At 70.1% G+C, this 13,585-nt stretch carries 14 protein-coding genes; 9 read left to right on the forward strand and 5 right to left on the reverse strand.

From position 1 onward, the window contains the following. Nucleotides 1-10 precede the first annotated feature (10 nt). From LV780_RS07305 to LV780_RS07320, 4 genes are read left to right on the forward strand one after another with little or no spacing between them, the layout of a single operon-like run. Complete coding sequence (locus LV780_RS07305; protein ID WP_108220229.1) at nucleotides 11-1,390, forward strand: glutamine synthetase family protein; 1,380 nt, start codon at nucleotides 11-13, stop codon at nucleotides 1,388-1,390. 13 nt (nucleotides 1,391-1,403) lie between these two features. After that, nucleotides 1,404-2,792 carry an aldehyde dehydrogenase family protein gene (locus LV780_RS07310; RefSeq protein ID WP_108220230.1) on the forward strand — a complete coding sequence of 463 codons (1,389 nt, stop codon included), beginning with the start codon at nucleotides 1,404-1,406 and terminating at the stop codon, nucleotides 2,790-2,792. Continuing rightward, nucleotides 2,789-3,934, forward strand: coding sequence for an iron-containing alcohol dehydrogenase (locus LV780_RS07315; protein ID WP_108220231.1), 1,146 nt, complete (start codon nucleotides 2,789-2,791; stop codon nucleotides 3,932-3,934). Before LV780_RS07310 ends, LV780_RS07315 begins: the two co-directional genes overlap by 4 nt. Before the next feature lie 17 nt (nucleotides 3,935-3,951). Next, complete coding sequence (locus tag LV780_RS07320) at nucleotides 3,952-5,196, forward strand: NAD(P)/FAD-dependent oxidoreductase (protein WP_117344969.1); 1,245 nt, start codon at nucleotides 3,952-3,954, stop codon at nucleotides 5,194-5,196. Between the two features lie 5 nt (nucleotides 5,197-5,201). Here LV780_RS07320 and LV780_RS07325 read toward each other — a convergent pair whose 3' ends face one another. The 5 genes from LV780_RS07325 to flhA form a co-directional block, all read right to left on the reverse strand. Then, the gene (locus tag LV780_RS07325) at nucleotides 5,202-5,507 is read right to left on the reverse strand and encodes a hypothetical protein (protein ID WP_101341537.1); all 306 of its coding nucleotides are present in this window, start codon (nucleotides 5,505-5,507) and stop codon (nucleotides 5,202-5,204) included. Between the two features lie 87 nt (nucleotides 5,508-5,594). Beyond that, entirely contained in the window at nucleotides 5,595-6,413 is an 819-nt protein-coding gene (locus LV780_RS07330) for an aldo/keto reductase (RefSeq protein WP_117344970.1), read from the reverse strand. A gap of 70 nt (nucleotides 6,414-6,483) precedes the next feature. Beyond that, on the reverse strand, nucleotides 6,484-7,203 hold the full coding sequence (locus LV780_RS07335; RefSeq protein ID WP_011908638.1) for a sigma-70 family RNA polymerase sigma factor: 720 nt from the start codon (nucleotides 7,201-7,203) through the stop codon (nucleotides 6,484-6,486). After that, entirely contained in the window at nucleotides 7,200-8,219 is a 1,020-nt protein-coding gene (locus tag LV780_RS07340) for a hypothetical protein (protein ID WP_117344971.1), read from the reverse strand. The genes LV780_RS07335 and LV780_RS07340 overlap by 4 nt, the downstream gene beginning before the upstream one ends. A gap of 3 nt (nucleotides 8,220-8,222) precedes the next feature. Further along, entirely contained in the window at nucleotides 8,223-10,331 is a 2,109-nt protein-coding gene (flhA, locus tag LV780_RS07345) for a flagellar biosynthesis protein FlhA (RefSeq protein WP_117344972.1), read from the reverse strand. A gap of 188 nt (nucleotides 10,332-10,519) precedes the next feature. On the opposite strand from flhA, the gene flgP reads away from it, so the two are divergent. The 5 genes from flgP to LV780_RS07370 are packed head-to-tail and all read left to right on the forward strand — an operon-like array spanning nucleotide 10,520 to nucleotide 13,551. Continuing rightward, a complete protein-coding gene (flgP, locus tag LV780_RS07350) occupies nucleotides 10,520-11,056 on the forward strand; it encodes a flagellar assembly lipoprotein FlgP (RefSeq protein ID WP_044248071.1) in 537 nt (178 codons plus the stop codon). Then, complete coding sequence (locus LV780_RS07355) at nucleotides 11,053-12,135, forward strand: flagellar assembly protein T N-terminal domain-containing protein (protein WP_108220235.1); 1,083 nt, start codon at nucleotides 11,053-11,055, stop codon at nucleotides 12,133-12,135. The genes flgP and LV780_RS07355 overlap by 4 nt, the downstream gene beginning before the upstream one ends. Then, nucleotides 12,132-12,809, forward strand: coding sequence for a flagellar basal body P-ring formation chaperone FlgA (gene flgA / locus LV780_RS07360; protein ID WP_108220236.1), 678 nt, complete (start codon nucleotides 12,132-12,134; stop codon nucleotides 12,807-12,809). The genes LV780_RS07355 and flgA overlap by 4 nt, the downstream gene beginning before the upstream one ends. A 36-nt stretch (nucleotides 12,810-12,845) precedes the next feature. Then, nucleotides 12,846-13,145, forward strand: coding sequence for a flagellar biosynthesis anti-sigma factor FlgM (gene flgM, locus LV780_RS07365; RefSeq protein WP_011908644.1), 300 nt, complete (start codon nucleotides 12,846-12,848; stop codon nucleotides 13,143-13,145). Between the two features lie 28 nt (nucleotides 13,146-13,173). Then, entirely contained in the window at nucleotides 13,174-13,551 is a 378-nt protein-coding gene (locus LV780_RS07370; RefSeq protein WP_011908645.1) for a hypothetical protein, read from the forward strand. Nucleotides 13,552-13,585 lie beyond the last annotated feature (34 nt).

Consider the following 13,585-nt stretch of genomic DNA (forward strand, 5'->3'; position numbering starts at 1 on the left):
GAGGACAGACATGCCCGGCAACATGACATTCGACGCATTGAAGGAAGCCACCGAGCGCGGCGAGATCGACACGGTTCTGGTCGCCTGCGTCGACATGCAGGGCCGCCTGATGGGCAAGCGGTTCCATGCGCAGCATTTCATCGACAGCGCGCATCACGAGACCCATTGCTGCGACTATCTGCTGGCGATCGACATGGAGATGACCACCGTGCCCGGCTACAAGAGCTCGGGCTGGGAAAAGGGCTATGGCGACTACGTCATGAAGCCCGACATGGGCAACTTGCGGGTGCTGCCCTGGCAGGTGGGCACGGCGCTGGTGCTCTGCGACCTGCTCGACCACCATCACCAGGAAGTGCCCCAGTCCCCCCGCGCGATCCTGAAGCGGCAGGTGGCGCGCGCCGAGGCGATGGGCTTCAAGGTGATGATGGCCACGGAACTCGAGTTCTTCCTGTTCGAGACCTCGTTCAACCAGGTGCGCGATTCGATGCAGGCATCGGGCCAGATCCGCGACCTGAAGCCGATCTCGGCCTACAACGAGGATTACCACATCTTCCAGACCACGAAGGAAGAGGCGGTGATGCGCAGCCTGAGGAACGGCCTCTATGGCGCGGGCATCCCGGTGGAATGCTCGAAGGGCGAGGCCGAGGCCGGGCAGGAAGAGATCAACGTAAAATATTCGGACGCGCTCGACACGGCCGACAATCACGCGATCACCAAGATGGCGGTGAAGGACATCGCCCATGCCGCCGGCAAGTCGGTCACCTTCATGGCGAAGTACGACCACCGCCGCGCGGGCTCGTCCAGCCACATCCACCAGTCGCTCTGGACGCTGGACGGCGAGCCCGCCTTCTTCGATGCGGACGAACCGAACGGCATGTCCGAGGTGATGAAACAGTTCCTTGCGGGGCAGCTTGCGCACGCGCAGGAAATCACGGCCTTCCTTGCGCCCTACATCAACAGTTACAAGCGCTTCTGCATCGGCATGTTCGCACCCACCAAGGCGGTCTGGAGCCGCGACAACCGCACCGCGGGCTTCCGCGTCTGCGGCGAGGGCACGAAATCCGTCCGCGTCGAATGCCGGATCGGCGGGGCCGACCTGAACCCCTATCTCGCCTGCGCGGGGCTCCTGGCGGCAGGTCTTGACGGCATCGAGAAGAAGATGGATCTGGAAGCCGAAATGCGCGGCGACATCTATTCGACCGCCGGCATCCGCGAGATCCCGAAGACGCTGCGCGAGGCGGCGGAACTTCTCAAGGGTTCGGCGATGCTGCGGGAAGCGATGGGAGACGAGGTCGTCGAGCACTACCACCACGCGGCGGAGTGGGAGATCTCCGAGCAGGACCGCGTGGTCACCGATTTCGAACTGGCCCGCCTTTTCGAGCGCGCCTGACACGGGGAACATCATGACGAAACCGATCCAGCTGATCTCGCCCGTGGACGGGCGGGTCTATGCCGAGCGGATGCCGCTCTCGTTGGACGAGGCCAAGGCCGTGGCCGCCCGAGCGAAGGCGGCGCAACCCGCATGGGCCGCGCGCCCGCTGGCCGAGCGCATCGCGCTGGTCAAGGCCGGGGTGGCGAAGCTCAACGAGATGAAGGACCGGATCGTCGAGGAACTGGCCTGGCAGATGGGCCGCCCCACCCGCTTCGGCGGCGAGTTCGGCGGCGTGAACGACCGCACCGCCTACATGTCCGAAATTGCGGAAAGCGCGCTGGCACCCACCGTCGTCGAGACATCGGACCGGTTCGAGCGCCGCATCCTGCGCGAGCCGGTGGGTGTCGTCTTCATCATCGCGCCGTGGAACTACCCTTACCTGACCACGATCAACACGCTGGTGCCGGCGCTGATCGCCGGCAACACGGTGGTGCTGAAACATGCCAGCCAGACCCTGCTGGTGGGCGAGCGTCTGGCCGAAGCCTTCCATGCCGCGGGCGTGCCGGCGGATGTGTTCCAGAACGTCGTCCTCGATCATGCCACGACCGAGGCGCTGATCGGCGCCCGCGCGTTCAACTTCGTGAACTTCACCGGCTCGGTCGGCGGCGGCGCGACGATCGAGCGCGCGGCGGCCGGCACCTTCACAGGGCTCGGGCTGGAACTGGGCGGCAAGGACCCGGGCTATGTCCGCTCCGATGCCGATCTGGACGCGGCGGTGGACAGCCTGATGGACGGCGCGATGTTCAACGCCGGCCAGTGCTGCTGCGGGATCGAGCGGATCTATGTCCACGACAGCCTCTATGACGCCTTCGTCGAAAAGGCGGTGGCGTGGGTCAAGGCCTTGAAGCTGGGTAACCCGTTCGACGCCGACAGCACGCTGGGGCCGATGGCGAACGTCCGCTTCGCCCGCGTGGTGCGCGAGCAGGTGGCCGAGGCCATCGCCGCGGGCGCCACGCCGCTGATCGACCCCGCGCTGTTCCCGGCCGACGATGGCGGCGCCTATCTTGCGCCGCAGATCCTGGTGAACGTCAGCCACGACATGCGGGTGATGAAGGAGGAATCCTTTGGCCCGGTGGTCGGCATCATGAAGGTCTCGGGCGACGAGGAAGCGATCGGGCTGATGAACGACAGCCCCTATGGCCTGACCTGCTCGATCTGGACGCAGGATGCCGAGGCCGCCGCCGCCATCGGCGCGCGGATCGAGACCGGCACCGTTTTCATGAACCGTTGCGACTATCTCGACCCTGCGCTCTGCTGGACGGGCTGCAAGGACACCGGGCGCGGCGCGGCGCTGTCCAGCCTTGGATACATGTCGGTCACGCGGCCGAAATCCTACCATCTCAAGAAGGTGACGAAATGACCCTCCGGGCGAACTGGTCCTATCCCACCGCCGTCAAGTTCGGCGCGGGCCGCATCGCGGAACTGGCCGAGCAGTGCCAGGCGATCGGGCTGAAGAAGCCGCTGCTGGTGACGGACAAGGCGCTGGCGTCGCTGCCGATCACGCTGGCCGCGCTCGACCAGCTGGAGGCGGCCGGGCTGGGGCGCGCCTGCTTCTCGCAGGTCGATCCGAACCCGAACGAGACGAACATGGAGGCCGGCATCGCCGCCTACAAGGCGGGCGGGCATGACGGGGTGATCTGCTTCGGCGGCGGCTCGGCGCTCGACCTCGGCAAGATGATCGCGCTGATGCACGACCAGACAATGTCGGTCTGGGATCTGGAAGATATCGGCGACTGGTGGACCCGAGCGGACGCGTCGAAGATCGCGCCGATCGTGGCGGTGCCGACGACCGCGGGGACCGGCTCCGAAGTGGGGCGCGCAGGCGTGCTGACCAACTCGGTCACGCACAAGAAGAAGATCATCTTCCATCCGAAGCTGCTGCCGGCCGTCACGATCTGCGATCCGGAACTGACGGTGGGGATGCCGAAGTTCATCACCGCCGGCACCGGGATGGATGCGCTGGCGCATTGCCTTGAGGCCTATTGCTCGCCCTTCTACCATCCGATGAGCCAGGGCATCGCGCTGGAGGGGATGCGGCTGGTGTTCGAGAACCTGCCGAAGGTCTATGCCAACCCCAACGACCTCGAGGCCCGCGCCCACATGATGGCGGCGGCGGCCATGGGGGCGGTGGCATTCCAGAAGGGCCTCGGCGCGATCCATTCGCTGAGCCACCCGGTCGGCGCGGTCTACAACACCCACCACGGCACGACGAACGCCGTGGTGATGCCGATGGTGCTCGACTTCAACCGCGCGACCATCGAAGAAAAAATCATTCGCGCAGCGGCCTATCTGGGCATCGAGGGCGACTTTGACGGGTTCCGCAGCAAGATCATGGAGTTGCGCTCCACGCTTGCCATCCCGGAAAACCTTTCCGCAATGGGCGTGGAGGCCGCTCGGCTCGATGAGCTGACCGGGATGGCGCTGGAGGATCCCTCCTGCGGCGGCAACCCGGTCGAGATGACGCGCGAGAACACGCGCGCGCTGTTCGAGGCCTGCCTCTAGGACCAGGCGGGCGGCGGATGATCCAGCACCTTTCCACGGATACGGTCATCATCGGCGGGGGCGTGGTGGGTCTGACCATCGCGCTCACCGTGGCGCAGCGCCGCCGCTCGGTCATCCTGCTCGATCCCGAAGAGCCGGGGTCGGGCGCCTCCTGGGGCAATGCGGGCACGATTGCCGATTATGCCGTGCTGCCGGTCGGCACGCCGGATGTGCTTAAGCAGTTGCCGTCCCTGATGTTCGACCGGAACTCGCCGCTCGCCATCCGTCACGCGGCGCTGCCGTCGCTGGCGCCCTGGCTGATCCGCTTCCTGCGCCAGTCGCTGCCCGCGCCCGCGCGACGGAACGCCCAGGCCCTCGCGGCTCTGCTCGGCTCGGCCACGCAGGGCTGGGAGGATCTGGCGGTCGAGGTCGGCGGCGCGGCGCTTCTGAACCGGCGCGGCTGCCTTTACGCCTATGAAAGCCCGCAGGCCTTTCGGGCGGCCGCAGCCGACATGGCCTTCCGCCGCTCGCTGGGGGTGACGGTGGATCTGCTGTCTGCGGCCGAGCTTTCGGCGATGGAACCCACCCTGCCGCCGATGGCCGGCGCGGCCTTCTTCCCGAAGGCCGTGTTCCTCTCGGATCCTGGCCACATGGTCGGGCTGATCGCCGAGGCCGCGCGCAAGGTTGGAGTGCGGATCGTGAAGGCGCGCGCGCAGGCGCTCGAGCGGCGGGTGGACGGGGTGATCGTCTCGGGCCCGGCGCTGCAGGTCCATGGGCGGCGGGTGGTGATCGCGGCGGGGGCCCATTCGCGGGCGCTGGCGCTGAACGCGGGCGACCGCGTGCCGCTCGACACCGAGCGGGGCTATCATGTCGAGTGGGACATGGCCAAGGCGCCGGTCTCGCGCCCCACCTGCCCCACCGCGCGCGGCTTCTACCTGTGCCCCATGGCCGGACGGCTGCGGGTCGCGGGCACGGTCGAACTGGGCGGCCTGACCGCCCCGCCCTCGCCGCACCGGATCGCGCGGCTCGTCGCGGGGGCGCGGGCGATCTTCCCCGACCTGCCCGAGCCCTCGCGCAGCTGGATGGGATTCCGCCCCTCGATGCCCGACAGCCTGCCAGTCATCGGCCCCTCGCGCGCCGGAGGCGAGATCCTCCACGCCTATGGCCACGGGCACATCGGGCTGACGCTGGCGCCGATCACCGCACGGATCATCGCCGACCTGCTGGATGGGAAGCCGCCCGAACTCGACATCACGCCCTGCCTGCCCTCGCGGTTCGCTTAGGTCGCTCAGCTTCCGAATTCGGGAACGAAGAGGCAGATCGTCTTGCCGTCCGGCTTGCCGTCGGTGGTGCACAGGTGGAAGTCGTTCCCCGCCCGCTTCGGCGTCGGCATCAGCCGCTCGTCGTCGTAGCCGATGACCTCTCCGGTGCGCCGGATCACCCAGCCCGTGGGCCCGGCCGTCACCTCGGTGGCGGCGATGGGATGGCAGTCGCGGTTCGAGCAGCAGGTGAAGGGATACCAGTCGTGGGCGAAGGCGCCCGCGGGCACGAGGACGAGGACAAGGACGGCTGCGGGTCGGAGCAGGTGCTGCATGAGACCTCCGGGGCACGGACAACGGCAGGTTGAGCCGCCTGCCGTCTGCCAGCCAACATCGGCGCAGGCGTCCGGTTCCCTCGCGCCTCACCCGAAGGTCTGCGGATCGGGCCCGGTGCGCTCGCCCGCATCCAGCGCGGCGATGGCGGCGTGATCGGCCTCGGTCAGTTCGAAGTCGAAGAGATCGAGATTCTCCGCCAATCCCTCGCGGCGGGACGAGCGCGGGATGACCGAGCAGCCAAGCTCGATGTGCCAGCGCAGCACGACCTGCGCCGGGCTGCGGCCCGTCCGCTCGGCGATCCGCCGGATGGCCGGCGCATCAAAGGCCATGCCCCGGCCGAGCGGGCTCCAGCTCTGGGTGACGATCCCGCGCTCGGCGTGCCCGGCGCGCAACTCGGCCTGCTGGAGCATCGGATGCAGCTCGATCTGGTTCAGCACCGGCGTCACGCCCGTTTCGGCGGTCAGCCGGTCGATCTGGGCGAGGTCGAAGTTCGAGACGCCGATCGAGGTGATCCTGCCCTCGTCGCGCAACCGGATCAGCGCGCGCCAGGTCTCGACATAGAGATCCTGCCGGGGGGCGGGCCAGTGGATCAGGCAGAGATCCAGCCGGTCGATCCCGATCCGCTCGAGGCTCTGGGCCACGGCGCGGAGGGTCGGCTCGTAGCCCTGTGCGTCGTTCCATACCTTGGTGGTGACGAAGACCTCATCGCGGGGCAGGCCCGAGGACCGCAGACCCTCGCCGAGGCCGGCCTCGTTGCCATAGATCGCCGCACCGTCTGCCAGGCGGTAGCCCAACTCAAGCGCCTCGCGCACGACCCGCGCCGTCTGGTCCTCGGGCACCTGCCAGAGGCCGAAGCCAAGCTGCGGGATCCGGCTTCCGTCGTGGAACTCGATCATGGCGCTCATGGGGAACCTCCTGCCCGTCGGGGGCTGGAAGGTGGTCCGGGCCGGGCAGCCGTCAAGGGGCAGGACGGCTTCAGTCCTCGCCCTGCAGGGTGTCGATGAAGCCGCGCAGCCGTTCGATCGCCGCCTTCTTGATCTGCGAGACCCGTCCGGTGGTCACGCCGAGAATTTCAGCCACCTCATAGACGTTCATCTCCTCGACGAAGATCAGTTGCAGCAGCAGCGCCTCGCGCTCGGGCATCTTCCCCAGCGCCTGCCGCAGGAGGCCCCGCATCTGCGTGGCCTGAAGCCGGTCCTCGGCCGAGGGCTCGCTGCCCTGGAACAGCGAGGACTGGTCGTCATAGACTTCATCAAGCGACGCGGTCTGGCTGCCGGCGAACTGGGCCAGCCAGTCCTGATATTCGCCGACCGGCATGCCCAGCTCGGCCGCCACCTCGGGCGTCTCGGGGGCCCGCATCAGACGGCTCTCGAGACGCTGCACCGCCGCCTTGACCTTCTGCTGCATCAGGATCGTCGTGCGGCAGAGCGCCGAGTTCGACCGGAGGAAATCCATGATCGAGCCGCGGATGCGGATGGCCGCGTAGGCGGCGAAGGTCACGCCATCGCGGGGCTCGTAGCGGCGGCTCGCGTCCACCAGACCCATGTAGCCGATCTGGATCAGGTCGTCGATCTCGACCTTGCGGCCGATCCGGGCGTGAAGGTTCCAGGCGATGCGGCGCACCAGATCCATGTGCGCGCGCACGAGGCGCTCGGGCGTCTGGGCCTGCTCGGCATAGCCGCGCGAATGGATCATGACCGCTCTTCCCCCTGCACTTCCCCCGCCTCGACCCAATGGCCGAGCCGGTCCGCATCGACACGCCAGAGCGCATCCACCACACCTGTCCCCCCGCTCTCCCAGCCGAGCCTGAGGCCCGAGGCCGCCAGCGCCGCCAGCTCGGCCCCGTCGGGCAGCCACAGATCGGTGCGGGTGAGGCAGATCAGGCTGCCGGCCGGCGCCTGGGTCCAGTGCCGCAGGGCGCGGGGCGACAGACCCGCCGGCAGCGCCAGCACCACCTTCGCGCCCGTTTCGGCCAGCGCCTCGGGCGTCACTCCGGGACTGCAGGAGAGGTCCAGGATCTCGGGCCGCCAAGGATCGGGCCGGGGCAGCAGCGCCTGCCCGATCCCGTCCAGCGGCGGCCGTTCCAGAGGCACGGCCAGCAGCCGCGTCCAGTGGCGCAGGCGCGCATCGGCCGGTTCGCCACCGATCCGGGGCGCGAGGATCACCGGCTCGGCGCCGGGGCGCTCTTCCATCATCAGCGCGGCGAAGCGCAGCGCGAGCATCGTCTTGCCGGCCCCCGCCGGCCCCACGATCGCAAGGCGCGGCGGCAGCGTCGCGGGCCGCGACGGCAGGAGGTGGCGCACCAGCGCCTCGAACCCTTCGTCAGGATCGGTCGCGGGCAGCGGCGGCTGAGGGTTCCGCTCGGCCACGAGGGCGGGCCTCGCCTGCTGGCGCTGACGGTCCTCGAGCATCTCGGCGAAGGTCTGCACCCGCGGCTCCCGGCGCAGGGGCGGCGCCTCCCGGGCGGCACCGAACGACAACCCCGAGAGGGTCAGCCGCCGAAAGTCCCCGGCCTCATCCGCGTCGGGATCGTCCTTGCGCACCGGGCGCGGCGCGGGAGGCGTCACGACGGGCAGATCGCGGGCGGCGCGGATCTCCACCAACCCATCGCGCTGGGTGGTGGACAGGATGTAGGCCTCGGGCCCGAGGCGGCGGAGGACCTCCTCCATCGCCTGCTGGCTGTCGGGGGCGCGGACGGTGAGGATCCCCATGGATTACCTCCCCGGCGGCAGCGCCGAGGCGCCGCCCACGGTGCCCAGCACCTCGACCCGCCGTGCCTCGGGCAGCTCGCCCATGCCGATCACCACGGCATCGGGCAGATGCGGCCGTATGAAGGCCGCAAAAGCCCGCCGCAGCGGCTGGGCCACGATCACCACCGCCTGCTTGCCCTGACCCGACGCCGCCTCCAGACGTTCCGAGAGGGCCGTCAGCAGCGACTGGGCCAGCCCGTTGTCCACCAGCAGCATCTCGTCGCCCTGCCGGCGCGAGCGCAGCAGGAGCTGCTCGAGATCCGGCTCGAGCGTGATCAGCGGCAGCGGCTGGCTGACCGGCCCCATCTGCTGCAGCAGGAGCGGCACGAGGGCCGGGCGCAACGCCTCGGCCATGTCGGCCGGGGCGAGGTTGCGCCCGGCCAGATCCGACAGGCCCTCGAGGATGCGGCGCATGTCCGAGACCGGGATGCGGTCGGCCAGAAGCGCCTTGAGCACCGCCGTCAGCACATGCAGCGGCACCAGCTTGGGCACCACCGACTGCACCAGCGTCGGCGCGGAGCGGGCGAGATTGTCCACCAGCCCCTGCACATCGTCCTGCCCGATCAGCTGCGCCGCGTGCTTGACGAGGATCTGGCTCAGGTGGGTCGCGATGACGGACTCGGGCTCGACCACCACATGATCGTCCGCCTCGGCCTCGGCCACCTGATGCGGCAGGATCCAGGTGGCGTCGAGGCCGAAGCTCGGGTCCTTGACCGAGATCCCGTTCAGCTTCCTGCGCGAGCCGCCCCCGGGCAGCGCGAGCTTGCGGTCGGGATAGACCGTGTCCTCGGCCAGGATCGCCTGCCCCACCCGGATGCGGTACTGGTTCGGCGCAAGGGCCAGATCGTCCCGGATGCGCACCCCCGGCACGACGAAGCCAAGGGCCTTCGACACGTCGCGCCGGATCGCGGTGATGCGCGCCACCAGTGCGCCGCCGTTGTCGCCCGCCAGCGGGATCAGCCCGTAGCCGATCTGGAGCGAGACCGGCGCATAGTCGGTCACCTCCTCGGCCGTGATCGCCTCGGGGCCGGCCGCGGGGCGGGCGTCGGCCGCGGGCTGCCCTCCGGCTGCGGCCGGGGCGGGCTCGGTCCCCGTGCGATCGCGCGAAAGCGTGACCCAGGCCATGGCGGCGGCGGCGCCCCCCCCGATCAGGAACAGCAGGTTCGGCATCCCCGGCGTCAGCCCGAGGATCAGCATCACCGCCGCCACCGGCACCCAGGCCCGGCCGATCCCCATCTGCTTGCCGATGAGCACGCTCATGTCGGTGCTCGAGGAGACGCGCGTGACGATGATCGCCGTGGCGATGGACAGCAGCAGCGAAGGGATCTGCGCCACCAGCCCGTCGCCGATCGAGAGCAGCACATAGGTCTCGGCCGCCTGCATCACCCCCAGACCGTGCTGCAGCGTGCCGATCACGATGCCGCCCACGATGTTGATGATCAGGATCAGGATGCCCGCCAGCGCGTCGCCCTTCACGAATTTGGAGGCCCCGTCCATGGCGCCGTAGAAGTCCGCCTCGGCCGCCACGTCGGCCCGCCGCTCGCGCGCCTCGTCGGGCGTCACGAGACCCGCGTTCAGATCGGCGTCGATGGCCATCTGCTTGCCCGGCATCGCGTCGAGCGTGAAGCGCGCCGAGACTTCGGACACCCGACCCGCGCCCTTGGTGATGACGACAAGGTTGATGATGACGAGGATCGCGAAGACGAAGGTCCCCACGACGAAATTGCCGCCGATCACGAAGGAGCCGAAGGCCTCGATCACCTTGCCCGCCGCATCCGCCCCGGTGTGCCCGTTGCTGAGCACGATCCGCGTCGAGGCCACGTTCAGCGCCAGGCGCAGGACGGTGGCGACAAGAAGGATGCTGGGGAAGCTCGAGAAATCGAGCGGCCGGAAGGTGTGCAGCGCCACCATCAGGATCAGCAGCGACAGAAGGATGTTGCCGACGAAGAAGATGTCGAGCAGCACCACCGGCAGCGGCAGCACCATCATCGCGACCACCGCGAGGATGCCCAGCGGCAGCGTCATGCCGCCCAGCTGCGCGCTCCAGCCTTGCCTGGCCGAGACCGTGCTCATGCGCGGGGCTCCGGGGCGCGGAAAAGGAACATGGCAGGTCACTCGCTGGCTCGTTGTCGCCTCTCCCGCTGCAAGCGCCGTGCCAGCGGGTGCCCGCCGGGGGCGATGGCCGCATCGCCGGCGCCGCCGCGTCTGGCACGCCGCTTGCAGCCCGGCGCCCCGAGAGTTCCAGACTAGGAGGCTGCCCCATGCCCGCCCGCCTGTGCTTCGGCCGCCTCATGGCGGGCCTGGCCCTGCCGGTTCTCGCCGCCTGCGCCCCGGGGCCGCGGGCGGTCGATGCGCTGCCCCGCGATGCCGGTCCCCGCATGGCCGAGCTTGCGCGGATGAAGGATGCCAACGACAGCCTCGACGCGCAGGCGGCCCGGCGCGGCTCGGCCCCGGCCGCGGTCGCGGCCCGGCCGCTGGTGACGGGGATCGGCTTCTCGCAGGTGGCGGGCCAGCCCGGCCGCACCCTGAACGAACGCCGCCTCATGGCGATGCGCGCGGCGCGCCTCGATGCGATGCGCGACCTGGCCGAGCAGGTCCATGGCCTGCGCCTCGACAGCCGGACCACGGTGCGCGACGCCGTGGCGGTCAACGACCAGATTGCGGGCGCGGTGTCGGGCAGCATCCGGGGCGCGCGCCTCGTGCGGATCACGCCCAAGGGCGAGGACAGCTACGAGGTCGAACTCGCGCTCGATGCCGACGCGGTGGGATACATCGTCAAGGCGGCGCGACAGCGGTGAGACGGCTGGTCCTGATCCTGGCGCTGCTGCTGGTTCCGGCCGCGGCGCTGGCCGACAGGCCCGCGATCCGTGTCGAGGCGGTGGGCTTCGGCACCGTCACGGGCGCGGGCGACCGCGACGCCGCGCGCCGCCGCGCGGTGGCAGACGCGCTGCTGGCCGCGGCGCTGGCCGGCGGGGCCGATGTGTCGGGCCGCACGGCCACGAACCGCGGCATCGTCACCTCGGACGTGGCCATCGTCCGCACCGTCGGGCGCATCCTCAGCCACCGCATCCTGTCCGAGAGCTTTTCGGGACAGGTCTGGCGCGTGCGGATCGAGGCCCTCGTCGGTGACGGACCAGGACCGCTCTGCCCGATCCGCACGCTCGTCGTCACGGCCTACGCTCCGCGGGTCGAGGTCGATCCCCACGCGCCGGAATGGTCGGGAGAGCTGGCGGACACGATCGCACGCCGCCTCGTCCAGCGGCTGGCGCGGCATCCGGCCGTCTCGCTGGCCGGCGTCACCGACCGCCCGCTCCCCCGCACCTCGCGGCGTGGCGACGCCTTCGACTATGACGTGCTGACGCGCGGCTCGGTCCGGCTGCCGGGGAACGGGCATGGCTTCGTGCCGACGATCCGCCTGACCCGGACCGCCGGCCCGAAACTCGAACTCGAGCTTGAGCTGAAGCTCGTGGGGGCGGACGGAACCTCGTCGCTCCAGCACTTCATCCGTCGCGTGCCGCTGCCCCGTCCGTCGCTGGCGGGGGGCCTGTCGGTGCTCGTCCAGCCGCAGCGCGAGGCGCTTGCGGCGGCGCTGCTCGACGGATCGGACCGGGCACTCGACGCGCTCTTCGACCGGGCGGGTTGCGAGCCGGTCTCGGCGCGCCTTTCGTCCGCGGGCGGGCTGCTCGAGGTGCCGGTGGGACGCGCCAACGGTCTGACGCAGGGCAGCCTGGCCTTCACCGCCGATGGCGGCTCGACGCAGATCCTCGAGGTGGTGGAGCTGCGGGGCAGCTCGGCGCGGCTCCGCCCGCTCGACCCCACGCTTGGCCCCTCGCATTTCGCGGGCCGCCGCGTCCAGTTCGTGGAGACCGGCCGATGAGGGCGATCCTGCTGGTCGCATGTCTGGCCGCTCCCGCAGTCGCGGGACCCGGCGGGCTCAGCGGGCCCGAGACGGCGGCGCTGGTGGCGGCCGCCATGCGCGATGCGGGGATTGCAGGCGCGCCACCCGCCCCGCTCCGCTCGCTCCCCCCCTGCCGACATGCACCCCATGTCGAGCCGCTGAACGGAAGCTGGACCACGGCCGAGCTGCGCTGCGAGGATCCCGTCTGGAAGCGCGCCCTGCGCACCAAGGCGCACGCAACCGCCCCGGCGCGCGCGGCGGGCGCCCCCCGGCCCGAGGCGGGAGAGGTGACCCTGGCCCGGCCGGTCGCGCGCGGCAGCGCCCTTGCCGCCGAGGATCTCGCGCCGGGGGACGGCAGCGCCGAGCAGAAGCGGTGGCAGCAGGCGCTGATCGGCCGCCGCCTGAAGGTGGCGCTGGCGCCGGGGCAGCCGATCCTGCCCCGCCATCTCGAACCCGACTGGCTGGTCACCCGCGGAGGCCCCGTCGCACTTCGCGTCGCGGTCGGGCCCATCGAAGTGCTGACCGCCGGCGAGGCCCTGGCCGACGCGGCGCTCGGCGATCTTGTGGAGGTGAGGAACCTTTCCAGCGGCGCGATCCTGCGCGCCACCGTCACCGCGCGAAATATGGCCGAGCTCCGGCCTAACATGCGCTGAACCGCAGTCGTTACGAGAGGCATGAAGGAGGGTCACATGGTCGAATCCGTCGTCCCCACATCCGGCCCGAGCCGTCTCGAACGCCTGAAGGACACCCAGACCCGGGTGGACCGATCCCTTGCGGGCGCCGTTGCGGGCTCCGCACAGGCAAAAGGTGAAACGGTCGAACTGAGTGCCGCCGCTCTGGCCACGCCGGAAGAGCTGCGCTCGGGGCCGCCCGTGGATCTGCAAATGGTGCAGAAGATCAAGGACGCGATAGCCGAAGGGAAATATCCCATCGACCTCGACCGCATCACCGATGCGCTCTTCGCGGACTACCTGGATCTGAAGCTCTGAGACCCCGAACACCGGAGCATCGTCTGGCATGAGCCCCCTTCTCGTCCTGTCCCTTGCGCTGCCGCTCGCGGCGGCTGGTGCCGTCGTGATCGCGCTGAGGCGCCGGCAGCGCGCCGTGGCCCTGGCCGCGACCGCGCCGCGCCCGATCGAGGAGCAGCTTGCCGCCCTCGAACAGCGGATCGCCGAGCGGCTGCACGACATGGACTGGCGCCATGCCAGCGTCCTCGACCGGATCAGCGCGACGACCGACAGCCTGCAATCCGATCTCGACTGGCTTACCGGGGAACGGATGATCGAACAGGCGATCTCGCTGGCGCGCAAGGGCGAGCAGCCCGAGGCGATCGCCGCCGAGGTCGGGCTCGATCTCGAGGAAGCCCGCGCCATCGCCCGCCTCCGCCGTCACTGAGGGATTGGCCTGCTCCGGCGCCGTGGACGGCGCG

Source organism: Cereibacter azotoformans (assembly GCF_021391315.1).
GTDB classification, from domain to species: domain Bacteria; phylum Pseudomonadota; class Alphaproteobacteria; order Rhodobacterales; family Rhodobacteraceae; genus Cereibacter_A; species Cereibacter_A azotoformans.

Excerpts from the sequence above, each read along its gene's own strand:
- flgP (WP_044248071.1), top strand. The coding sequence starts at position 10,520 with ATGCCCGCCCGCCTGTGCTTCGGCCGCCTCATGGCGGGCCTGGCCCTG.
- LV780_RS07335 (WP_011908638.1), bottom strand. The coding sequence starts at position 7,203 with ATGATCCATTCGCGCGGCTATGCCGAGCAGGCCCAGACGCCCGAGCGC.
- LV780_RS07310 (WP_108220230.1), top strand. The coding sequence starts at position 1,404 with ATGACGAAACCGATCCAGCTGATCTCGCCCGTGGACGGGCGGGTCTAT.
- flgA (WP_108220236.1), top strand. The coding sequence starts at position 12,132 with ATGAGGGCGATCCTGCTGGTCGCATGTCTGGCCGCTCCCGCAGTCGCG.
- LV780_RS07315 (WP_108220231.1), top strand. The coding sequence starts at position 2,789 with ATGACCCTCCGGGCGAACTGGTCCTATCCCACCGCCGTCAAGTTCGGC.
- LV780_RS07305 (WP_108220229.1), top strand. The coding sequence starts at position 11 with ATGCCCGGCAACATGACATTCGACGCATTGAAGGAAGCCACCGAGCGC.
- LV780_RS07325 (WP_101341537.1), bottom strand. The coding sequence starts at position 5,507 with ATGCAGCACCTGCTCCGACCCGCAGCCGTCCTTGTCCTCGTCCTCGTG.
- LV780_RS07320 (WP_117344969.1), top strand. The coding sequence starts at position 3,952 with ATGATCCAGCACCTTTCCACGGATACGGTCATCATCGGCGGGGGCGTG.
- LV780_RS07340 (WP_117344971.1), bottom strand. The coding sequence starts at position 8,219 with ATGGGGATCCTCACCGTCCGCGCCCCCGACAGCCAGCAGGCGATGGAG.
- LV780_RS07370 (WP_011908645.1), top strand. The coding sequence starts at position 13,174 with ATGAGCCCCCTTCTCGTCCTGTCCCTTGCGCTGCCGCTCGCGGCGGCT.
- flgM (WP_011908644.1), top strand. The coding sequence starts at position 12,846 with ATGGTCGAATCCGTCGTCCCCACATCCGGCCCGAGCCGTCTCGAACGC.
- flhA (WP_117344972.1), bottom strand. The coding sequence starts at position 10,331 with ATGAGCACGGTCTCGGCCAGGCAAGGCTGGAGCGCGCAGCTGGGCGGC.
- LV780_RS07330 (WP_117344970.1), bottom strand. The coding sequence starts at position 6,413 with ATGAGCGCCATGATCGAGTTCCACGACGGAAGCCGGATCCCGCAGCTT.